Below are 22,043 nucleotides of genomic sequence, written 5' to 3'. Positions count from 1 at the left end.
TTCCCGTACCCGGCGGTCCGGCTTTCCGACCGCGAACCTAGACTCTTGAGCCATGCGAAGTGAGCCTGTCGTCCGGGTCCAGGCCCTGGTGAAGCGGTACGGGGCGAAGACCGCGGTGAACGGCCTCGATCTGACGGCCCGGGCGGGCGTCACCGCCGTCCTCGGACCCAACGGCGCCGGCAAGACGACCACGGTCGAGACCTGCGAGGGGTACCGCAGACCGGACTCCGGCACGGTGCGCGTGCTCGGCCTCGACCCGGTGGCGCAGGCCGCCGAACTGCGTCCCCGGATCGGCGTGATGCTGCAGTCGGGGGGCGTGTACTCGGGTGCGCGGGCCGACGAGATGCTCCGGCACATCGCGAAGCTGCACGCGCATCCGCTGGACGTCGACTCCCTCGTCGAGCGCCTCGGTCTCGGCTCGTGCGGCCGTACGAGCTACCGCCGGCTCTCCGGCGGCCAGCAGCAGCGCCTCGCGCTCGCGATGGCCGTCGTCGGCCGCCCGGAACTGGTCTTCCTGGACGAGCCGACGGCCGGCCTCGACCCGCAGGCCCGCCGCGCCACCTGGGATCTGGTGCGCGACCTGCGCGCGGACGGCGTCTCGGTCATCCTGACCACCCACCACATGGACGAGGCCGAGCAGCTCGCCGACGACGTGGCGATCATCGACGCCGGCACCGTGATCGCGCAGGGCTCCCCCGAGGAGCTGTGCCGCGGCGGCGCCGAGAACACCCTGCGCTTCACCGGCCGCCCCGGGCTCGACGTCGGCTCGCTGCTGAAGGCCCTGCCGGCCGACAGCTCCGCCGCCGAGCTGACCCCGGGCTCCTACCGGATCGTGGGCAAGGTCGACCCCCAGCTGCTCGCGACGGTCACCTCGTGGTGCGCGCAGCACGGGGTGATGCCGGACCGGATCTCGGTGGAACGCCACACCCTGGAGGACGTCTTCCTCGAACTGACCGGCAAGGAGCTGCGCTCGTGACCGCCACCGGCACCTACACCCCCCGGCCCGGCGCGGCCCCGCTCCCCCGCATGATCGCGGCCCAGGCCGCGCTGGAGACGAGGATGCTGCTGCGCAACGGCGAGCAGCTGCTGCTCACCGTGGTGATCCCGACGCTCCTGCTGGTGCTGTTCAGCACGGTGGACGTCGTCGACACCGGCGCGGGCGAGGCGGTGGACTTCCTCGCCCCCGGCATCCTGGCGCTCGCCGTGATGTCGACGGCCTTCACCGGCCAGGCCATCGCCACCGGGTTCGAGCGCCGCTACGGGGTGCTGAAGCGGCTCGCCTCCTCCCCGCTGCCCCGCTGGGGCCTGATGACGGCGAAGACCCTGTCGGTGCTGGTCACCGAGGTCCTCCAGGTGATCCTGCTGACGGGGATCGCCTTCGCGCTGGGCTGGAGTCCGCACGGCGACCCGGCGGCCGTCGTGCTGCTCCTGGTCGCCGGGACGGCCGCCTTCTCCGGCCTCGGCCTGCTGATGGCGGGCACCCTGAAGGCGGAGGCGACGCTGGCCGCGGCGAACCTCGTGTTCCTGCTGCTGCTGGTGGGCGGCGGGGTGATCGTGCCCCTGGACAAGTTCCCGCCCGGCGCGCAGGACGTGCTCGGGCTGCTGCCCGTCACCGCGCTCTCGGACGGCCTGCGCGACGTGCTCCAGCACGGCGCGGGAACGCCCTGGGGCGACCTCGGGATCCTGGCGGTCTGGGCCGTCGTGGGGCTCGCCGCGGCCGGCCGGTTCTTCCGCTGGGAATAGCGACGCCCGACCGCCGGGGACCCTCGTGAAACCGTGCACAAGCGGCCCGCTTACGATGGGACGCGTGCTGAACGTGACCCGTGCCGACGCCGTAGCCGCCGTGCGCAACCCCCTCGCCTTCATCGCCGCACGCTGGACCCCCGCTCCCCGGACGGTTCGGCGGGCGGCTCTCTTCGCGCTCGTGATGTCGGTGGTGATCGTGGTCACCGGCGGCGCCGTCCGGCTCACGGGCTCCGGCCTCGGCTGCCCGACCTGGCCCAAGTGCACCGACGACTCGCTCACCACGACGAGCGCGATGGGCTTCCACGGCGCCATCGAGTTCGGCAACCGCATGCTGACGTACGTGCTGTGCGCGGCCGTCGGCTGGGCGATCATCGCCGCGCGCTCGGAGAAGCCGTACCGCCGCAGCCTGACCCGGCTGGGCTGGGCGCAGTTCTGGCTGGTGATGAGCAACGCCGTGCTCGGCGGGATCGTCGTGCTCGTCGGACTCAACCCGTACACGGTCGCGGCGCACTTCCTGGCCGCCTCGGCGCTGATCGCGGTCGCCGCGGTGATGTGGCAGCGCGCCAAGGAGGGCGACGGGGAGCCCCGCCCGCTGGTCGGCAGGCCCGTACAGCAGCTGGTGTGGTTCCTGGTCCTCGCCTCGATCCTGCTGATCGCCGTGGGCACGGTGGTCACCGGCGCGGGACCGCACGCCGGCGACTCCAGCGAGGTCGCGCGGATGCCGCTGGACTGGGAGACGGTGGCCAAGCTGCACGCCGTGCTCGCCTGGATCGTGGTGACGCTGACGTTCGCCCTGTGGTTCATCCTCAAGGCGGTGGACGCCCCGAAGAGCCCGCTGGACCGTACCCGGGACCTGTTCCTGGTGCTGCTCTCCCAGGGCGTCATCGGCTACGTTCAGTACTTCACCGACCTCCCCGAGATCCTGGTCGGACTGCACATGCTCGGCTCGTGCCTGGTGTGGATCGCCGTCCTGCGGGTGCCGCTGGCGCTGCGCGAACGCGCCGGGACGGCGACCACCGGCCTGCCGCACCCGGCACCGGAGGCGACGGAGGCGACGGCCGGCAGCACGCGCGCCTGACCGCCCGCCGTCCGTCCGGGCGCCTCAGCCCAGTCGGTACACCCTGCGGGCGTTGCCGGCCGCGATCAGTGCGGCCACCCGCTGCGCGTCCCCGGGCGACCAGGCGCCCTCCGCGACCCAGCCGCCCAGCACCCGCGCCAGCGCCTCGCGGAACAGCCGGGCCCCGACCACGTGCAGTTCGGGCAGCCCGTGTGCGCCGGTGGAGAAGAGGATCTTCCCGAAGGGCGCCAGCTCCAGGATCTCCGCGAGGACGGTCGCCGCGCGGGCGCCGGTCCTGACGAGGGCGGCCCCGGAGTCGGCGTACACGTGCGGGAAGACCCCCGCGAGGTGGGCGGCGTGCCGGTGGTAGGGGTAGCCGTGGAGCAGGACCAGATCGGTGCCGAGGCCGGCGGTGGCGCGGACGAAGTCGGTGAGCAGGACGGGGTCGGTGCGGTCGATCCGCGCGCCCGGCGCCCCGAGGCCCGCGTGCAGTTGCAGGGGGAGTTCGGAGGCGACGGCACTCCACAGCAGATGCCGCAGCAGCACCGGGTCGCTCAGCTCGCCGCCGACCCTGCGCGCGGCCAGCCAGCGGCCCGCCGCGCCGCGCACCTCCCCCGGTCCCGGCGGCTCGGGCGCGAGCGCGAGGCCGTGCCGCAGGCCCGCGACGGAGGTGAACGCCACGGCGTTCGCGGCGGCACCGTGGACCGCCTCGGCGAGATTCGCCAGGAAGGACTCGACGGTGCCGGAGGTGTCGGCGACCTGCTCGGCGAGAAGTTCCAGACGCACGATCTCGCGGGCCTCGGCGGCGCCCGTGGAGGCCAGCTCGCCCGGTCCGGTGAGATCGCCCGGCAGGCCCGTGTCGACCAGGTACGTCGTGATGCCGCTGCCGCGCAGCAGCCGGCGGCCCGCCTCCAGTGCGCCGAGTTCACGACGCCGGGCGAGGTAGCGCGCGGGCGGCGCGTGCGGTTCCAGGCCGAGCAGCGGGGGGCACCAGCGGCGCACCGCGAACCCCGTCTGAGTGTCGAACAGTGTCGTGCCGGGGGCCGGCGGGCCCGAGGACAGAGCCAGCTGGGCCTCGAAGGTGCCGAGACCCAGCTCCGTTCGCAGGACGCCGTGGCAGTACTGGTCCACCAAGGACGGCGTTTCGATCATCCGGACTCCCGGGAGATGGACCACGTCGCTTCTACGGGTCCTAACGGGTGACCGGGGCGTCAGGTGTTGCTGGCGGCCGACTGTTCGCCGCTCAGCCGTTCTTCGGACCGCCGACCTGGATGCCCGCCATCCGCGTCCACTCGTAGGGGCCGGTGCGCACCTTCGCCGCGAACTCCCCGTCGAAGGCCTCGTGGACGGTGATGCCGGCCTTCTCGACGGCCTGCCCGGCGACGGCGACCGAGGGGGCCACCAGGTCGCCCCAGCCGCCGTCCTCGCCGACCAGGACGATACGGGCGCCGCGCTCGCCGAGGTGCGCGACCTGGCCCTCGGCTCCGCCGTGCTCCTTGGCGAAGGCGCTGATCCGCCGGGCGAGCCGTGCCGCCGTGCGCTCGGACTTCGCGGCCTGCTTGGCGTCGGCGGTCTCGTCAACCTGCTTGGTGTCTGCCATGGCCAGGATGCTACCGACGGGTAGATCGAACGGCGACGGCCGGGGTGCGTGGCCTTGACCACGCACCCCGGCCGTGAGCCGTGGAGAAAGGGGGCGCCGCGCAGCGGCTACCGCAGGAAGGGGTCCACCGCGACCGCCACGAAGAGCAGCGACACATAGGTGATGGACCAGTGGAACAGCCGCATCTCCTTCAGCTTGCCGCCCGTGGCCTCAGCCTTCGCCCGGTTCTGCAGTCCGTGCGCCTCCCACAGCCACCAGCCGCCAGCCAGCAGCGCGACCGCGGTGTAGAACCAGCCGGTGTAGCCCAGCGGCTGCAGCAGCAGCGAGACGCCGACCATCACCCAGCTGTAGAGGACGATCTGCTTGGCGACGGCCTTGTTGGAGGCGACGACCGGCAGCATCGGCACGCCGACGCGCGCGTAGTCGTCCTTGACCTTCATGGACAGCGGCCAGTAGTGCGGCGGCGTCCAGAAGAACATGACGAGGAACAGGACGACCGGCGCCCAGGACACCGAGTTCGTCACGGCCGACCAGCCGATCAGGACCGGCATACAGCCGGCGATGCCGCCCCACACGATGTTCTGCGAGGTGCGCCGCTTGAGGATCATCGTGTAGACGACGACGTAGAAGAGGAGCGCGCCGAGGGCGAGCCAGGCCGACAGCCAGTTGACGGTCAGGCCGAACAGCAGGGTCGAGACCACCGCGAGGGTGATTCCGAAGGCGAGGCATTCACGCGGGCTGACCATCCCGGTGACCAGCGGACGCTGCGAGGTGCGGTCCATCAGCGCGTCGATGTCACGGTCGATGTACATGTTCAGCGCGTTCGCGCCGCCCGCGGACAGGTATCCGCCCAGGCAGGTCAGAACCACCAGGCCGAGGTCCGGAACGCCCTGCTGCGCCAGGAACATCACCGGGACGGTGGTGATCAGCAGCAGTTCGATGATCCGCGGCTTGGTCAGCGCCACGAACGCCTTGACCCGGGCCCCGACCGGCCGCCGGCTCGGGCTCTGACTCGCCCCGACAATCCCCACTGGACGGGATTCAACGGCCGTCACGCACACCCCTGACAGAGACTCCCAGCGAGCTCCCCACGTGAATACGGGGTAAAGGCTCGCGCGTACCACGCCACTGTAGACGTTGCCCATACCCCGATATTCGCGGGGGTGGGGTCGTGTTGGACGGCGCCCCCGGAAGAGCCGGGAGGCACTCTGTTGAGCACTCGTACGAGCGGCTCCGTATTCACTTGCTGAACAGGAAACTCACCGGTCGGCGGGCGGATCGCGAAGCTACCCCGCAGTCTGGAATGACTCGAAAAAATGCACGTTCTGACGGGGGTAGGCTCGACAACGGCCGGTGGGCGCCGCGTGCACCGGTATTCGACATGCGTGACATGTGGAGAGGAGCCCTGACCCAGGGTGAGCACCAAGCCGACCACCACAGACCTCGAGTGGACCGAGCTGGACCAGCGGGCCGTGGACACCGCCCGCGTCCTGGCCGCCGACGCCGTACAGAAGGTCGGCAACGGCCATCCCGGTACGGCGATGAGCCTGGCGCCTGCCGCGTACACCCTCTTCCAGAAGGTGATGCGACACGACCCGGCGGACGCCGACTGGGTCGGCCGCGACCGCTTCGTGCTGTCCGCGGGCCACTCGTCCCTGACGCTGTACACCCAGCTGTACCTGGCCGGTTTCGGCCTGGAGCTGGACGACCTGAAGGCGTTCCGCACCTGGGGCTCGAAGACCCCGGGACACCCGGAGTACGGCCACACCACGGGCGTCGAGACGACGACCGGCCCGCTGGGCCAGGGTGTCGCCAACGCCGTCGGCATGGCGATGGCCGCGCGCTACGAGCGCGGGCTGTTCGACCCCGACGCCCCGGTCGGCGAATCGCCGTTCGACCACTTCGTGTACGCCATCGCCGGTGACGGCTGCCTCCAGGAGGGCATCTCCGCCGAGGCGTCCTCGATGGCCGGCCACCAGAAGCTCGGCAACCTGGTCCTGCTGTGGGACGACAACCACATCTCGATCGAGGGCGACACCGAGACGGCCGTCTCCGAGGACACGGTGAAGCGGTACGAGGCGTACGGCTGGCACGTGCAGCGCGTCGCCCCCAAGCCGGACGGCGACCTGGACCCGCACGCCCTCTACGACGCCATCGAGGCCGCGAAGCTGGTGACGGACAAGCCGTCCTTCATCGCGATGCGCTCGATCATCGCCTGGCCCGCGCCGAACGCGCAGAACACCGAGGCCGCGCACGGCTCGGCGCTCGGCGACGACGAGGTCGCCGCGACCAAGCGCGTCCTGGGCTTCGACCCGGAGCAGTCCTTCGAGGTCGCCGACGAGGTCATCGGGCACACCCGTGGCGCCCTGGACCGCGGCCAGGCGGCCCGCGCCGTGTGGGAGAAGTCGTTCCAGCAGTGGCGGGACAACAACCCCGACCGCGCCGCCGAGTTCGACCGCGTCGCCGCGGGCGAGCTGCCCGCCGGCTGGGAGGAGAAGCTCCCGGTCTTCGAACCCGGCAAGGGCGTCGCCACCCGTGCCGCGTCCGGCAAGGTGCTCCAGGCGCTCGGCTCGGTCATCCCCGAGCTGTGGGGCGGCTCCGCCGACCTCGCCGGCTCCAACAACACGACGATCGACAAGACGTCGTCGTTCCTCCCCGAGGGCAACCCGCTGCCCGAGGCGAGCCCGTACGGCCGCACGATCCACTTCGGCATCCGCGAGCACTCCATGGCCGCGGAGATGAACGGCATCGCGCTGCACGGCAACACGCGCGTCTACGGCGGCACGTTCCTCGTGTTCTCCGACTACATGCGCAACGCCGTCCGGCTGTCCGCCCTGATGCACGTGCCGGTCACCTACGTGTGGACGCACGACTCCATCGGCCTCGGCGAGGACGGCCCCACCCACCAGCCGGTCGAGCACCTCGCGTCGCTGCGCGCCATCCCCGGCCTGAACGTGGTCCGCCCGGCCGACGCCAACGAGACCGCGATCGCCTGGCGCGAGATCCTCAAGCGGTGGACGAAGGTCTTCGGCAAGGGCGCCCCGCACGGTCTGGTCCTCACCCGTCAGGGCGTGCCGACCTACGAGCCCAACGAGGACACCGCCAAGGGCGGCTACATCCTCTTCGAGGCCTCCACGGGATCGCCGGAGGTGATCCTCCTCGCGACCGGCTCCGAGGTGCACGTCGCCGTCGAGGCGCGCGAGCGGCTGGAAGCCGACGGCGTGCCCACCCGGGTGGTCTCCATGCCGTCCGTGGAGTGGTTCGAGGAGCAGGACCAGGGGTACCGGGACAGCGTCCTGCCCCCGTCCGTCAGGGCCCGCGTGTCGGTCGAGGCCGGTATCGGCCTCACCTGGCACAAGTACGTCGGCGACGCCGGCCGCATCGTTTCCCTGGAGCACTTCGGTGCTTCCGCCGACGGCAAGGTCCTCTTCCAGGAGTACGGCTTCACTGCCGAGAACGTGGCGGCTCAGGCGCGGGAATCCCTCGCCGCCGCCCAGCGCTGACGCTCACACACGACCCGTAGGAGATGTAATTCCATGACAGACGCACTCAAGCGCCTCTCCGAGGAGGGCGTCGCGATCTGGCTGGACGACCTGTCGCGCAAGCGGATCACGTCCGGCAACCTCGCCGAGCTGATCGACCAGCAGCACGTCGTGGGCGTCACCACCAACCCGTCGATCTTCCAGAAGGCGATCTCCCAGGGCGACGGCTACGACCAGCAGCTCTCCGACCTCGCCTCCCGCGGGGTCACGGTCGAAGAGGCCATCCGCATGATCACGACGGCGGACGTCCGCGACGCCGCCGACATCCTGCGCCCGGTCTTCGACGCCACCGGCGGCCAGGACGGCCGGGTGTCCATCGAGGTGGACCCGCGCCTCGCACACCACACCAAGCCGACGGTCGCCGAGGCCAAGCAGCTCGCCTGGCTGGTCGACCGCCCCAACACGCTGATCAAGATCCCGGCCACCATGGGCGGCCTGCCGGCCATCACCGAGGTGATCGGCCTGGGCATCAGCGTCAACGTCACGCTGATCTTCTCCCTCGAGCGCTACCGCCAGGTCATGGACGCCTACCTGTCCGGCCTGGAGCAGGCCAAGGACCGCGGCCTGGACCTGTCGAAGATCCACTCCGTGGCGTCCTTCTTCGTCTCCCGCGTGGACACCGAGATCGACAAGCGCCTCGACGCGCTCGGCACCGACGAGGCCAAGGCCGCCCGCGGCAAGGCCGGCCTCGCCAACGCCCGCCTCGCCTACCAGGCGTACGAGGAGGTCTTCGCCGGCGAGCGCTGGGCCGCGCTGGAGAAGGCGGGCGCGAACAAGCAGCGTCCGCTGTGGGCCTCCACCGGTGTGAAGGACCCCGCGTACAAGGACACCCTGTACGTGGACGACCTGGTGGCGCCGAACACGGTGAACACCATGCCGGAGGCGACCCTGTTCGCGGCCGAGGACCACGGCGACATCACCGGCAACACCGTCGCCGGCACCTACGAGCAGGCCCGCGCCGAGATCGACGCCGTCGAGAAGCTGGGCATCTCCTACGACGAGGTGGTGCAGCTCCTCGAGGACGAGGGCGTCGACAAGTTCGAGGCGTCCTGGAACGACCTGCTCAAGTCGACCGAGGCGGAGCTCCAGCGCCTCGCCCCCTCGAAGGGCTGAGAATTTGTCGAGCAGCAACCCGCTGCGTGACCCCGCCGACCGACGGCTCCCGCGTATCGCGGGGCCGTCGGGCCTGGTCATCTTCGGCGTCACGGGCGATTTGTCCCGGAAGAAGCTCATGCCCGCCGTGTACGACCTCGCGAACCGGGGTCTGCTGCCGCCGGGCTTCTCCCTGGTCGGCTTCGCCCGCCGGGAGTGGGAGCACGAGGACTTCGCGCAGGAGGTCCACGACGCCGTCAAGGAGCACGCCCGCACACCCTTCCGCGAGGAGGTCTGGCAGCAGCTCGTCCAGGGCATGCGCTTCGTGCAGGGCACCTTCGACGACGACGACGCGTTCGACCGGCTGCGCGCCACGATCGACGAACTCGACCGGGCCCAGGGCACGGGCGGCAACTTCGCCTTCTACCTGTCGGTGCCGCCGCGTTCCTTCCCGGTGGTCATCAAGCAGCTGAAGAAGCACGGGCTGGCCGACCAGCAGAACGGCTCCTGGCGACGCGCGGTCATCGAGAAGCCGTTCGGCCACGACCTCGCCTCGGCCGAGGAGCTCAACAAGGTCGTCCACGAGGTCTTCGGCTCGGACCAGGTCTTCCGCATCGACCACTACCTCGGCAAGGAGACCGTCCAGAACATCCTGGCGCTCCGCTTCGCCAACACCATGTTCGAGCCGATCTGGAACCGGTCCTTCGTGGACCACGTGCAGATCACCATGGCGGAGGACATCGGCATCGGCGGCCGGGCCGGCTACTACGACGGCATCGGCGCCGCCCGTGACGTCATCCAGAACCACCTCCTGCAGCTCATGGCGCTGACCGCCATGGAGGAGCCCGCCTCCTTCGACGCCGACGCGCTGGCCGCGGAGAAGACCAAGGTGCTCGGCGCCGTCCGGCTGCCGAAGGACCTGGGCCGCGACACCGTGCGCGGTCAGTACGCGGCGGGCTGGCAGGGCGGCGAGAAGGCCGTCGGCTATCTCGAAGAGGACGGCATCGACCCCAAGTCGAAGACCGACACCTACGCGGCCGTCAAGCTGGGAGTGGACAACCGCCGCTGGGCGGGCGTCCCGTTCTACCTGCGCACCGGCAAGCGGCTCGGCCGGCGCGTCACCGAGATCGCGGTCGTCTTCCAGCGGGCCCCGCACTCGCCCTTCGACTCCACGGCCACCGAGGAGCTCGGGGCGAACGCCATCGTCATCCGGGTCCAGCCCGACGAGGGCATCACGGTCCGCTTCGGCTCCAAGGTGCCCGGCACCTCCATGGAGATCCGGGACGTGTCGATGGACTTCGCCTACGGCGAGTCCTTCACCGAGTCCTCGCCCGAGGCGTACGAGCGGCTGATCCTGGACGTGCTGCTGGGCGACTCGAACCTCTTCCCCCGCACGGAGGAGGTCGAGCTGTCCTGGAAGATCCTCGACCCGATCGAGCAGCACTGGGACAAGAACGGCAGGCCCGCGCAGTACCCGTCGGGCACCTGGGGGCCGGTCGAGGCCGACGAGATGCTCGAGCGAGACGGACGGAGCTGGCGCCGGCCATGAAAACGGACCTCACGGACACCACTGCCAGCAAGATCAACAAGGCGCTGGTGCAGGGCCGCCGTGCGATAGGCACACCCGCCGTCGGCATGGTGCTCACCCTCGTCGTCGTCACGGACGAGGAGAACGCCTACGACGCCCTGAAGGCCGCCGACGACGCGTCGCACGAGCACCCCTCGCGCACACTCGTGGTCATCAAGCGCGTCTCCCGCTCCTCCCGGAGCCGCACCCAGTCCCGCCTCGACGCCGAGGTGCGCCTCGGCGCGGACGCCGGCAGCGGCGAGACGGTCATCCTCCGGCTGTACGGCGAGGTGTCCGACCACGCCCAGTCCGTGGTGCTGCCGCTGCTGCTGCCGGACGCACCCGTCGTGGTCTGGTGGTCGGTGGACGCTCCGCGCGACCCCGCGGGCGACCCCCTGGGCGCCCTGGGCCAGCGCCGGGTCACCGACAGCTACACGGCGGAGAAGCCCGTCGACGAGCTGCGCTCGCGCGCCGAGAGCTACGAGCCGGGCGACACCGACCTCGCGTGGGCCCGGATCACCCCGTGGCGTTCCATGCTGGCCGCCGCGCTCGACCAGGTCAGCTGCGAGATCGTGTCAGCCGAGGTGGCGGGCGAGGAGTCCAACCCGAGCGTCGAGCTGCTCGCCATGTGGCTCGCCGACCGGCTCCACGTGCACGTCCGGCGCGCGGTCTCGGCCGGACCCGGTCTGACCCAGGTGCGGATGGAGACCACCGGAGGCCCCATCACGCTGCACCGGTCGGACGGGGCGATGGCCACCCTGGCGCTGCCCGGCCAGCCGGACCGGGCGGTCGCGCTCAAGCGCCGGGAGACGTCCGAGCTGCTCGCGGAGGAGCTGCGCAGGCTCGACCCCGACGACACGTACGCGTCCGCCCTGCGGTTCGGCGTGGACCGGCTGGGCGGTCTCCAGTCGGCCGCCGAGCGGGTGGCGGAGCGGGCCGAGGCGGCCTCCCAGCCGCCGCCCTCCCTCCCCGTCCGCGGGGTGCCGGAACCGGCTGCCGCCGACCGTGACTCCGCCCCGGCGGCCCCCGCCGCGCCGGCCGTCGCCGCGCCCGGCTCCGGTGACGCCGACCGGCCGTCTCCGGCGCGGATGCCCCCGGTCAGGAAGGCGGATCCGCAGTGAACACGCCCCAGCTGGTCGTGCACCGCGACAAGGAGCTGATGGCACAGGCCGCCGCGGCCCGTCTGATCACGAAGATCGTGGACGCCCAGGCCTCCCGGGGCCAGGCGTCCGTGGTCCTCACCGGCGGCCGCAACGGCAACGGCCTGCTGGCCGCGCTGGCCGCCGCGCCCGCCCGTGACGCCGTCGACTGGAGCCGTCTCGACCTGTGGTGGGGCGACGAGCGGTTCCTGCCCGAGGGCGACCCGGAGCGCAACGACACGCAGGCCCGTGAGGCCCTGCTGGCCTCCGTCCCGGTGGACCCGAAGCGTGTGCACGCCATGCCCGCGTCGGACGGTCCGCACGGCGCCGACGTGGAGGCGGCCGCGGCCGCCTACGCCGAGGAACTGGCCCGCGCGGCCGGTCCCGAGAACCATGGCACGGTCCCGTCCTTCGACGTGCTGATGCTGGGCGTCGGCCCGGACACCCATGTGGCCTCGCTCTTCCCGGAGCTGCCGGCCGTGCGGGAGACCGAGCGCACGGTGGTGGGCGTGCGCGGCGCGCCCAAGCCCCCGCCGACCCGGGTCACCCTCACCCTCCCGGCGATCCGGGCGGCCCGTGAGGTGTGGCTGCTCGCGGCCGGCGAGGACAAGGCCCGGGCCGCGGCGATCGCCCTGTCCGGAGCGGGCGAGATCCAGGCCCCGGCCGCGGGAGCCCGGGGACGCGCCCGCACCCTGTGGCTGCTGGACTCGGCGGCGGCCTCCCAGCTGCCGAGGTCGCTGTATCCGCCGGCTTCGTCGTAACGCCTTCTCCGCAACAGCAGTCGACGCCGGGTCCCGTCCAGGGACCCGGCGTCGACTCGTTCACCGCACCGTCAGAAGCGACGTTCCGGTCCGGGCCGCCTCACCGCCGGCCGCGCAGCTCCCGGTACTCGGCGACGAGGGCCCGGGTGGACGCGTCCAGGCCGGGCACGTCGGCGCCTTCGGTCAGGGCCGGCTCGACGCGCTTGGCGAGGACCTTGCCGAGCTCCACGCCCCACTGGTCGAAGGAGTCGATGTTCCAGACCGCGCCCTGCACGAACACCTTGTGCTCGTAGAGGGCGATGAGCTGACCGAGGACGGACGGGGTGAGTTCCTTCGCCAGGATCGTCGTGGTGGGGTGGTCGCCCTTGAACGTCTTGTGCGCCACCAGCTCCTCCGGCACGCCCTCGGCGCGGACCTCCTCGGGCGTCTTGCCGAACGCCAGCGCCTGCGTCTGCGCGAAGAAGTTCGCCATCAACAGGTCGTGCTGCGCGCCGAGTTCGCCGCTCAGTTCGTCGACCGGCCGGGCGAAGCCGATGAAGTCGGCGGGGATGAGCTTCGTGCCCTGGTGGATCAACTGGTAGTAGGCGTGCTGCCCGTTGGTGCCCGGCGTGCCCCACACCACCGGTCCGGTCTGCCACTGCACGGGCCGGCCCTCGCGGTCCACCGACTTGCCGTTGGACTCCATGTCCAGCTGCTGCAGGTAGGCGGCGAACTTCGACAGGTAGTGGCTGTAGGGCAGCACGGCGTGCGACTGCGCGTCGTGGAGGTTGCCGTACCAGACGCCCAGCAGGCCCAGGATGAGCGGGGCGTTGGACTCGGCGGGCGCGGTGCGGAAGTGCTCGTCGACGAGGTGGAAGCCGTCGAGCATCTCCCGGAACCGCTCCGGGCCGATGGCGATCATGAGCGACAGGCCGATCGCCGAGTCGAAGGAGTAGCGGCCGCCGACCCAGTCCCAGAACTCGAACATGTTGGCCGTGTCGATGCCGAAGCCGGCGACCTTCCCGGCGTTCGTCGACAGCGCCACGAAGTGCTGGGCGACCGCCTTCTCGTCGCCGCCCAGTCCGTCGAGGAGCCAGGAGCGGGCCGAGGTGGCGTTGGTGATCGTCTCGATGGTGGTGAAGGTCTTCGACGCGACGATGAACAGCGTCTCCGCCGGGTCCAGATCCCGGACCGCCTCGTGCAGGTCGGCGCCGTCCACGTTGGACACGAAGCGCACCGTGAGGTCGCGGTCGCTGTAGCTGCGCAGCGCCTCGTAGGCCATCGCCGGGCCCAGGTCGGAGCCGCCGATGCCGATGTTGACGACGTTGCGGATGCGGCGGCCGGTGTGTCCGGTCCACTCGCCGGAGCGCACCCGCTCGGCGAAGCCGGCCATCCTGTCGAGCACGGCGTGCACCGCCGGGACCACGTTCTCCCCGTCGACCTCGATCACCGCGTCGCGCGGGGCGCGCAGGGCGGTGTGCAGCACCGCCCGGTCCTCGGTGGTGTTGATCTTCTCGCCGCGGAACATGGCGTCCCGGAGCCCGAAGACGTCGACAGCCGCGGCCAGCTCACGCAAGCGTCGCAGCGTCTCGTCGGTGACCAGGTGCTTGGAGTAGTCGATGTGCAGGTCGCCGACCTGCAGGGTGTGACCGGCGCCGCGGTCGGGGTCGGCGGCGAACAGCTCCCGCAGCCGCACCTCGCCGAGCTCTTCGCGGTGTTCGGCCAGAGCGGTCCACTCGGGCGTCTGGTTCAGCCTCGTACGGCCGTCTGCGTTCATCTCGGACTTCAGCCCTTCCTCACCTGTCCGTGCTGCCTCGCACGCCTTGCCCCGCCGCTCCCAACCTAGTTGATCAGAAGGTGGCACGAGCGGACGTGCCGTTGCCCGCGGGGCAACAGGAGGTACGTCCCGGAGGCGCTCGGGTATCAGCCCGGCGGACGGTGTGTGGGAAGAGACGGGGCCGGCGAACCGTGGAGGGCAGCGCGGACGGCCGTTCCGCGGGGCGGGGACGGCCCGCGCGCGAAACAGTTCCGGCCGGGAGCCCTCGGGCGCCCGGCCGGTGTGTCGCCAGGGTCTTTCTTCCGGATCAGGCCGCTCAGAGCTGCGGCACCTCCTGGCCCCCGCGACTTCCGGCAGGACCCGAGAGACAGGCCCTAGATCTCGCCCCGCAGTTTGGCGAGCGCCTCGGCGAGGATCGCCTCGCCGTCCGCGTCGCTGCGCCGCTCCCGCACATAGGCGAGGTGCGTCTTGTAGGGCTCGGTGCGCGGCGGGTCCGGGGGGTTGTCCCGGTCCTGCCCGGCGGGAAAGCCGCAGCGCGGGCAGTCCCAGGTCTCGGGCACCTGCGCGTCGCTGGCGAAGCTGGGCACCGTCTCGTGTCCGTTGGAGCACCAGAAGGAGATGCGCAGACGGGGCGCGGACTCGCCCCGCTCGGCCTCGCCCATCGGCCCCGCCCCGACCCGGCTACCTCGGATCGCGTTGCCACTTGCCACGGTCGTAACTCCCTGCGTGATGGTGCCGCGAAGCGAGTCGGCGTTTCGCTTCGCTGCGAGCGCCTCAGTCTACGTAAGGCCCAACGCGCGTCCAGTGATTGGAGTTACAGCTCCCACACCTGGACGCAAGCCCCATGATAGGCCGCGCTCTGCTGCGCGTACCGAACATGGGGCCTTACGTACCGGAATGTGCGTGCCTGTGAGAAGCTGATCAGTTGTTCGTCTTCATCAGGATGCCGAGGACGATGATGGAGGCGAACCACAGCATCCCGACGACGACGGTGATGCGGTCGAGGTTGCGCTCGGCGACCGAGGAACCGCCGACGGAGGACTGCATGCCGCCGCCGAACATGTCGGAGAGACCGCCGCCCTTCCCCTTGTGCATCAGCACCAGCAGCATCAGCAGCAGGCTGAAGACGATCAGGGCGATCGAGAACCCCAAAACCACGGCTGGACCAACTTCCTCGGATTCGGATAAGGACCGGAACGGACAACGGGGACACAGCGCCGCTTTCCTCGTGCGGCTCCGCCGCGTGGCGTGCCGCATGGCGCTATGCCCCCGCAAGGGTACGACGGATCGCCGCTACCGCATACTCACAGCTCGGATCACTGGTCGCGGAAGCGCACGATCTTGACGAACTCGTCCGCGTCCAGCGAGGCGCCGCCGACCAGCGCGCCGTCGATGTCGGCCTGCGCCATGATCTCGGCGACGTTGCCGGACTTGACGGAGCCGCCGTACTGGATGCGGACCTTGTCGGCCAGCTCCTGGGTGTAGAGCTCGGCGATCTTGGCGCGGACGGCGGCGCAGACCTCCTGCGCGTCCTCGGCGCCGCAGACCTTGCCGGTGCCGATGGCCCACACGGGCTCGTAGGCGATCACGACGGACTCGGCCTGCTCGGCCGGGAGGTCCTTCAGGCCGCCCTCGACCTGCGCGAGGGTGTGGGCGACGTGGTTGCCCGCCTCACGGACGTCCAGCTCCTCGCCGACGCACAGGATGGGGGTCAGGCCGTGCTTGTAGGCGGCCTTGACCTTGGCGTTCACCAGCTCGTCGGTCTCGTCGTGGTACTGCCGGCGCTCGGAGTGGCCGATCGCCACGAACGTGCACTTCAGCTTGGCGAGCATCGCACCGGAGATCTCGCCGGTGTAGGCGCCGGAGTCGTGCGCCGAGATGTCCTGGGCGCCGTACTTGATCTTGAGCTTGTCGCCGTCGACCAGGGTCTGCACGGAGCGCAGGTCGGTGAAGGGCGGCAGGACGGCGACCTCGACGGCCTCGTAGTCCTTGTCGGCCAGGGCGAAGGCGAGCTTCTGGACGTGCGCGATGGCCTCGAGGTGGTTGAGGTTCATCTTCCAGTTGCCCGCCATCAGCGGCGTACGAGTGGTCATGCGGGGTCAGCCTTCCAGTGCGGCGAGGCCGGGGAGCGTCTTGCCCTCGAGGTATTCGAGGGAGGCGCCGCCACCGGTCGAGATGTGGCCGAATGCGTTCTCGTCGAAGCCGAGCGTGCGCACGGCCGCGGCGGAGTCTCCGCCGCCGACGACTGTGAAGCCGTCCGAGTCGATGAGAGCCTGGGCGACCGCCTTGGTGCCCTCGGCGTAGTCGGGGTGTTCGAAGACGCCCATCGGACCGTTCCAGAACACGGTCGCGGCGTCGGCGAGCTTGCTCGCGTACAGCTCACCCGTCTTCGGGCCGATGTCCAGGCCCAGCCGGCCCTCGGGCATCTTGTCCGCGTCGACGGCGGCGTGCTCGGTGGGCGCCTTGGCCTTCAGGTCCGGGAATCCGGGCGAGACCACGACGTCGACCGGGAGGACCAACTCGACGCCCTGCTTCTCGGCGCGTTCCAGGTACTCGGTGACGACCGGGATCTGGTCCTCCTGGAGGAGGGAGGCGCCGACCTCGTGGCCCTGGGCCTTGAGGAAGGTGAAGGCCATGCCGCCGCCGATGAGGATGCGGTCGGCCTTGCCGAGCAGTTCGTCGATGACGGCGAGCTTGTCGGAGACCTTGGAGCCGCCGAGCGCCACGACGTAGGGGCGCGCGACGTCCTGGGTGAGCTTCTTCAGGACGCCGACCTCGGTGGCGATCAGGTAGCCGGCGTAGTGCGGCAGCTTGCCCGGGAGGTCGTAGACGGACGCGTGCCGCCGGTGCACCGCGCCGAAGCCGTCGCCCACGTACACGTCGGCGAGGACGGCCAGCCGGTCGGCGAAGGCGGCCCGCTCGGCGTCGTCCTTCGAGGTCTCGCCGGCGTTGAAGCGCAGGTTCTCGAGGACCGCGACCCGGCCGTCGGCGAGGCCGGCGACGGTGGCCGTGGCGGAGTCGCCGACGGTGTCGGTCGCGAAGGCCACGTCGGCGCCGAGGAGTTCACCGAGGCGCGCGGCGGCGGGAGCGAGGGAGAAGGCCGGGTCCGGAGCGCCCTTGGGGCGGCCCAGGTGGGAGGCGACGACCACGCGGGCGCCCGCCTCGGCCAGCGCCTTGACGGTGGGCAGCACGGCGCGGATACGGCCGTCGTCGGTGATGGTGGTGCCGGCCAGCGGCACGTTCAGGTCGGCGCGGACGAAGACGCGCTTGCCTGCGACGCCTTCGGCGAGAAGTTCGTCGATCGTCTTCATTGAGTGGGCTCCCGGGAGGACTGGTGGTGCTCGTGATCCTAAGAGGGCTGGTCTGCACGTGAGTCAGGGCCCGGGCGGCGCGTCGTTGCGCCGCCCGGGCCCTGCTCTCACATCAACGTGCTCGCTCTGTCGATCAGAGCTGGTTGCCGACGAAGACCGTCAGGTCCACGAGGCGGTTGGAGTAGCCCCACTCGTTGTCGTACCAGCCGAGGATCTTCACCGAGTTGCCCTCCTGGACCATGGTCAGGGAGGAGTCGAAGGTGCAGGAGGCCGGGTCGCTGACGATGTCCGAGGAGACGATCGGGTCCTCGGTGTAGGCCAGGTAGCCCTTGAGGTCGCCGTCCTCGGAGGCCTTCTTGAACGCGGCGTTGACCTCGTCCTTGGTGACCTCGCGCTGGAGGGTCACGACCAGGTCGGTGGCCGAGCCGGTCGGGACCGGGACGCGCATCGCGATGCCGTCGAGCTTGCCCTTGAGCTGCGGCAGGACCAGGGCGGTGGCCTTGGCGGCGCCCGTCGTGGTCGGGATGATGTTCTCGGCGGCGGCGCGGGCGCGGCGCAGGTCCGAGTGCGGGAAGTCCAGGATGCGCTGGTCGTTGGTGTACGCGTGGACCGTCGTCATCAGACCCTTGACGATGCCGAAGTTCTCGTCGAGGACCTTGGCCATCGGCGCCACACAGTTGGTGGTGCAGGAGGCGTTGGAGATGACGTGGTGGTTCGCCGCGTCGTACTTGTCCTGGTTGACGCCCATCACGATCGTGATGTCCTCGTCCTTGGCCGGAGCCGAGATGAGGACCTTCTTGGCGCCGCCCGCGATGTGCTTCTCGGCGTCGGCCTTCTTGGTGAAGATGCCGGTCGACTCGATCACGATGTCGACGCCGAGGTCGCCCCACGGGATGTCGGCGGGGTTGCGCTCGGACAGCACCTTGATGGTGTGGCCGTCCACGGTGATCGTGTCTGCCGTGTGCGACACCTCGGCCTTGAGACGGCCCAGGATGGTGTCGTACTTGAGCAGGTGAGCGGTGGTCGCGGTGTCACCCAGGTCGTTGACAGCCACGATCTCGATGTCAGCACCCTGCTCCAGCAGCGCGCGGAAGTAGTTACGACCGATGCGGCCAAAGCCGTTGATGCCTACGCGGATCGTCACGAACCGATCTCCTCGTTGGTACGCCGGCCACGAGGTGCCGGCGAGCTGTATTTGGGATGTCCCCGACCACCCACGACCCTACCTCTCCGGGACCGCCGGAGTGACATCGAGTCGGCCCATACACGGCACGGCGGTCCGTACCCGCCAGTAGGGGTACGGACCGCACGGGCCGGACGGGCCTGATCACTCGATCCGGTTACGAACCGTCACGAAGGGTTGACTTGGGCGTGTCATCGCGCAAGTGAGGCGAGGGCCTTTCCGATGAGCGCCTTGCGGTCGGCCGCCGCGGCGACGTGCTCCAGGCCGAAGCCGAGCAGCACGGTGTCGTCGGTGGTGACCGCTCCGTACGTCTGGAACAGGACGCCGGTGCGCGCCCAGTCCTTCAGGACGGCCGGGCTGCCCGCGGGCGGTCCGCCGGCCTTCCAGGCGCCGAGCGACGTCTCGAAGCCCTCGGTCTCGACGGCGCCGCCCCCGACGACCAGCGAGGCGTCGTCCGCGAGGACGCCGCGTCCGCCGCTGCCCGGGTCGGTGACATAGGCGATCGAGACCTCGACGTTCTTGCCCGCGTACGCGCTCAGGTCGAAGTTCACCTGCTGCCAGCCGCTGGAGGCGCCGGTGAGGGCGTTCCAGGCGCCGGTGGACCCGGTCGCGGAGCAGTCGTTCGCGCCGAGGGTGAGGTAGTGCCCGAGCCACGGGTGCTCACCGACGTAGAAGCCGGCCCCGCACTCCGCGGGCACCGCGGTGCGGGTGGCGCCGCCCGCCTCGGGCAGCGTGGTCCAGTCGTCGCCGCCGACGGTGTGGATCTCGACGATCGCGTTGTCGTAACCCGGCTCGGTGTCCCACAGCAGCCGGGTGCGCAGCGTCGGCTTGCTCGCCGCGCCGACGCCGCTGAGGTCGATGGTGCGGGTGAGCCGCTTGTAGGCGTCGTCGGTGTGCACGGCCGCGGCCATGTACGAGCCCGCGTACGGCCCGTAGGGGTTGACCGTGCCGGCGAACTGGCCGGCGCCGGCGCTCGCGAACTGCGGGAAGGCGGCCGCCGGCAGCTCGTCCGAGGTGACCGCGTAGGTGCCGGCCTTGTCGAGCGGGTTGCCCGTGGCCGGGCCGAGGGCCGCGCTCAGTCCGCCGAGCCTGCCGGAACCGGTGAATCCGGTGGCTCCGGGGGTCGAGGTGCGGGAGTAGGCGCCCAGGTAGTACTGGCTGAAGTCGTTCGACGGGGTGCCGTCGGCGAGGGCGACGCTGCCGCCGGCCAGCTCGCCCGCCTCGATCAGCTTGCCGCCCTCGTTGAGGAAGGCGCGCAGCGCGAGCTGGGTCGGGTTGCCGGGGGCACTCGCGCCCGTGTAGTGGACGACCGTGCGGAAGTGGCTCAGCACCCCGAGCGGGTCGGGCGCCCCCTGGGCGGCGACGTCCCAGACGATCGCCTTGCGGCCGTTGGCCTTCAGCGCGTCCAGGTAGGTCTGCGCCTGCGTGGCGGCCGCGCCCTCCTCGGCGACCACCAGGGTGTCGGCCTGGGGCCGCGCGGCGATCGTGTAGGTGAAGTGCGTGCTGGAGACCTTCCTGCCGTTCTCGGCCTTCCCGGTGAACCACACCTCGACCTTGTCGCCCGGCCTGCCGTCCTTCACCCTGGCCCGGTACGCGTCGAAGTAGAGGTTGTCCTCGCCGCCGTAGGTCTCGCCGCCCTTCCAGTGCCGGAGCGCCTGGTCCCGGGTACGGCCGCCGTTGACGCGGTACTTGAGCTCCTTGTCGCGGACCGCCTTGCGTACGACGACGGAGACCTGCTGGTCCGCGCCGCGCGCGTACGACGTGGTGAACGGCGCCGGGGTGAAGTCGGCGGCGGTCGGACCGACCGAGGACTTCGGGCGGTCGGGGCGCGCGGCGGACTCGGCGACCGAGAGCGCGAACGGGACGTTCTTGGCGAACTCGGCCTGGATCAGCTTCTCGTCGTCGGGGAAGGTGAAGACCGACTGGCAGTCCCCGCTCTTCCACTGGTCGTCGGGGTCGACGTTCGAAGCGGTCTGACAGGTCGACATCTCGGGGGTGAACATGGCCATGCCGTTGACGTTCGAGGCGTGGCCGTCCGCCTCCCCGTTGGTCGTGTACAGCTCCGAGGAGACCTGCGGGTGGTAGCCCGGGACGGCCGACTTCTCGGGCGTGCCGGCGAGCGCCTCGTAGGCGACGTCGTCCGGGGTGTCGGTGGCGACCTGCCAGCCGACCCCGTAGAGGAGGAGTTCGGCGGCGGAGTGGTAGTTGATGCCGTAGGTGAAGCCGATGCGCTTCTCGAAGGCGTCGAGCGCCCTGGTCTCGGGCTCGGAGGCGGGCTTGGCGCCGCGGTAGGTCTCGCTGGTGGGGTTCGGGGACGAACCCTCGTTGTCGTAGCCCCACTTGTAGGCGAAGTTGCGGTTGAGGTCGACGCCGTCGCCGGTGGAGATCGCTCCGTCGCCGTTGACGTCCCGCAGGTTCTTGCGCCACATGCGGTTGTCTCTGCTCTTGAAGGTGTAGTCGTATCCGTCGGGGTTGGCCGACAGGACGAACCACAGCTCGTTGGAGTCGACGATCTTCTTGACGCGCTTGTCGGTGCGGTAGTTGTCCAGGTAGTAGTGCATCAGCCGCCGGGTCATCTCGGGGGTGATCCACTCGCGCGCGTGCTGGTTGGACATGTACAGCACCGAGGGCTTGGAGCCGTCGGCGGACTTCTTCGCGTCCCTGGTCAGTTTGACCGCGAGGATGTCCTGGCCGTTCACCGTCTTGCCGAGGGAGACGACCTTGGTGAGACCCGGGTTCTGCCGGCCGGTGCGCAGGATCTCCTCCCGCAGGCCGCCGCTTCCGCTGTACGGGCGGAACACGCCTTCGGCGGCGGCCGCCACGCGGTTCTCGGACGTGGCGGACAACGTGTGCTCGGCGAGCCGCACGCCCTGCCTGCCGAGTTTCTTCGCCTGTTCGTCCGTCAGGTAGACCTCGACGGTGGCCGTGCCCTTCGCGGGCACCTGCTCACTGAGTTCGTGTCCGTCCTGTCCGGCCGCCAGCAGCAGGGGTACCTGCTGTCCGGTGACCTCGGCACGGAACACCTTGACCTCGGCCGGATCGGGCTTCGGTGAGGGTGCGGGCTGCGCCTGGGCGATGGGCGCGAATGCCGCTCCGCCGAGCAGGAGTGCGCCGACAGCGAGGATCGATCTCGCTCTAGGTCTCATGAACCCCCCTAGCGTGAGTTCGCCACAGCAGCGAACTCTGCCAGGCTCATGACAGTTCATGATCCAGTCAAGAGCGCCTCATAGCCAGACAAAAGCCGGTGGAGTCGCCCGATCGGACGTCTCCACCGGCTTTCTGACGACCG

General features: G+C 70.7%; 18 protein-coding genes. 8 read left to right on the top strand and 10 right to left on the bottom strand.

What is annotated here, in order from left to right; all coding sequences use genetic code 11:
- Window positions 1–52: 52 nt before the first annotated feature.
- The 3 genes from OHS82_RS32125 to OHS82_RS32115 are packed head-to-tail and all read left to right on the top strand — an operon-like array spanning window position 53 to window position 2,824.
- A complete protein-coding gene (locus OHS82_RS32125; protein ID WP_057581209.1) occupies window positions 53–976 on the top strand; it encodes an ABC transporter ATP-binding protein in 924 nt (307 codons plus the stop codon).
- Between the two features lie 50 nt (window positions 977–1,026).
- Window positions 1,027–1,743: an ABC transporter permease gene (locus OHS82_RS32120; protein ID WP_057581326.1), complete on the top strand. Its 717-nt coding sequence runs from the start codon at window positions 1,027–1,029 to the stop codon at window positions 1,741–1,743.
- 55 nt (window positions 1,744–1,798) lie between these two features.
- Window positions 1,799–2,824 (top strand): COX15/CtaA family protein, encoded by a 1,026-nt coding sequence (locus OHS82_RS32115; protein ID WP_328435053.1) that lies wholly within the window; start codon window positions 1,799–1,801, stop codon window positions 2,822–2,824.
- A gap of 24 nt (window positions 2,825–2,848) precedes the next feature.
- Here OHS82_RS32115 and OHS82_RS32110 read toward each other — a convergent pair whose 3' ends face one another.
- From OHS82_RS32110 to OHS82_RS32100, 3 genes are all read right to left on the bottom strand, one after another.
- The gene (locus OHS82_RS32110) at window positions 2,849–3,955 is read right to left on the bottom strand and encodes an amidohydrolase family protein (protein WP_057581207.1); all 1,107 of its coding nucleotides are present in this window, start codon (window positions 3,953–3,955) and stop codon (window positions 2,849–2,851) included.
- A gap of 91 nt (window positions 3,956–4,046) precedes the next feature.
- Window positions 4,047–4,403 (bottom strand): hypothetical protein, encoded by a 357-nt coding sequence (locus OHS82_RS32105; RefSeq protein ID WP_057581206.1) that lies wholly within the window; start codon window positions 4,401–4,403, stop codon window positions 4,047–4,049.
- Window positions 4,404–4,510: 107 nt separating this feature from the next.
- Window positions 4,511–5,464 (bottom strand): heme o synthase, encoded by a 954-nt coding sequence (locus tag OHS82_RS32100; RefSeq protein WP_057581205.1) that lies wholly within the window; start codon window positions 5,462–5,464, stop codon window positions 4,511–4,513.
- Between the two features lie 354 nt (window positions 5,465–5,818).
- Here OHS82_RS32100 and tkt point away from each other — a divergent pair, with 354 nt between their 5' ends.
- Genes tkt through pgl form a run of 5 tightly spaced genes read left to right on the top strand, consistent with a single transcriptional unit; the run spans window position 5,819 to window position 12,504 of the window.
- Window positions 5,819–7,906 (top strand): transketolase, encoded by a 2,088-nt coding sequence (tkt, locus tag OHS82_RS32095; protein ID WP_328435052.1) that lies wholly within the window; start codon window positions 5,819–5,821, stop codon window positions 7,904–7,906.
- A gap of 33 nt (window positions 7,907–7,939) precedes the next feature.
- Window positions 7,940–9,058, top strand: coding sequence for a transaldolase (gene tal / locus OHS82_RS32090; RefSeq protein WP_057581203.1), 1,119 nt, complete (start codon window positions 7,940–7,942; stop codon window positions 9,056–9,058).
- Between the two features lie 4 nt (window positions 9,059–9,062).
- The gene (gene zwf / locus OHS82_RS32085) at window positions 9,063–10,586 is read left to right on the top strand and encodes a glucose-6-phosphate dehydrogenase (RefSeq protein ID WP_057581202.1); all 1,524 of its coding nucleotides are present in this window, start codon (window positions 9,063–9,065) and stop codon (window positions 10,584–10,586) included.
- Window positions 10,583–11,725 (top strand): glucose-6-phosphate dehydrogenase assembly protein OpcA, encoded by a 1,143-nt coding sequence (gene opcA, locus OHS82_RS32080; protein ID WP_057581201.1) that lies wholly within the window; start codon window positions 10,583–10,585, stop codon window positions 11,723–11,725. The genes zwf and opcA overlap by 4 nt, the downstream gene beginning before the upstream one ends.
- The gene (pgl, locus tag OHS82_RS32075) at window positions 11,722–12,504 is read left to right on the top strand and encodes a 6-phosphogluconolactonase (protein ID WP_057581200.1); all 783 of its coding nucleotides are present in this window, start codon (window positions 11,722–11,724) and stop codon (window positions 12,502–12,504) included. The genes opcA and pgl overlap by 4 nt, the downstream gene beginning before the upstream one ends.
- 100 nt (window positions 12,505–12,604) lie before the next feature.
- Here pgl and pgi read toward each other — a convergent pair whose 3' ends face one another.
- The 7 genes from pgi to OHS82_RS32040 all read right to left on the bottom strand — a co-directional run bounded on the left by pgi (window position 12,605) and on the right by OHS82_RS32040 (window position 21,900).
- Complete coding sequence (gene pgi / locus OHS82_RS32070) at window positions 12,605–14,260, bottom strand: glucose-6-phosphate isomerase (protein ID WP_328435051.1); 1,656 nt, start codon at window positions 14,258–14,260, stop codon at window positions 12,605–12,607.
- A gap of 374 nt (window positions 14,261–14,634) precedes the next feature.
- A complete protein-coding gene (locus OHS82_RS32065; RefSeq protein ID WP_078615979.1) occupies window positions 14,635–14,970 on the bottom strand; it encodes an RNA polymerase-binding protein RbpA in 336 nt (111 codons plus the stop codon).
- A gap of 211 nt (window positions 14,971–15,181) precedes the next feature.
- Window positions 15,182–15,418: a preprotein translocase subunit SecG gene (gene secG / locus OHS82_RS32060; RefSeq protein WP_079041347.1), complete on the bottom strand. Its 237-nt coding sequence runs from the start codon at window positions 15,416–15,418 to the stop codon at window positions 15,182–15,184.
- A 158-nt stretch (window positions 15,419–15,576) separates the two neighbouring features.
- Window positions 15,577–16,353, bottom strand: coding sequence for a triose-phosphate isomerase (gene tpiA, locus OHS82_RS32055; RefSeq protein WP_057580305.1), 777 nt, complete (start codon window positions 16,351–16,353; stop codon window positions 15,577–15,579).
- Between the two features lie 6 nt (window positions 16,354–16,359).
- Window positions 16,360–17,571 carry a phosphoglycerate kinase gene (locus OHS82_RS32050; protein WP_057580304.1) on the bottom strand — a complete coding sequence of 404 codons (1,212 nt, stop codon included), beginning with the start codon at window positions 17,569–17,571 and terminating at the stop codon, window positions 16,360–16,362.
- Window positions 17,572–17,704: 133 nt separating this feature from the next.
- On the bottom strand, window positions 17,705–18,715 hold the full coding sequence (gap, locus tag OHS82_RS32045; protein WP_057580303.1) for a type I glyceraldehyde-3-phosphate dehydrogenase: 1,011 nt from the start codon (window positions 18,713–18,715) through the stop codon (window positions 17,705–17,707).
- Between the two features lie 230 nt (window positions 18,716–18,945).
- A complete protein-coding gene (locus OHS82_RS32040) occupies window positions 18,946–21,900 on the bottom strand; it encodes a M14 family metallopeptidase (protein WP_328435050.1) in 2,955 nt (984 codons plus the stop codon).
- Window positions 21,901–22,043: the final 143 nt, after the last annotated feature.

The organism is Streptomyces sp. NBC_00425, assembly GCF_036030735.1.
Lineage (GTDB): Bacteria > Actinomycetota > Actinomycetes > Streptomycetales > Streptomycetaceae > Streptomyces.
The sequence above is the reverse complement of the archived record's forward strand: the minus strand, read 5'-3'. Positions and strand labels throughout refer to the sequence as shown.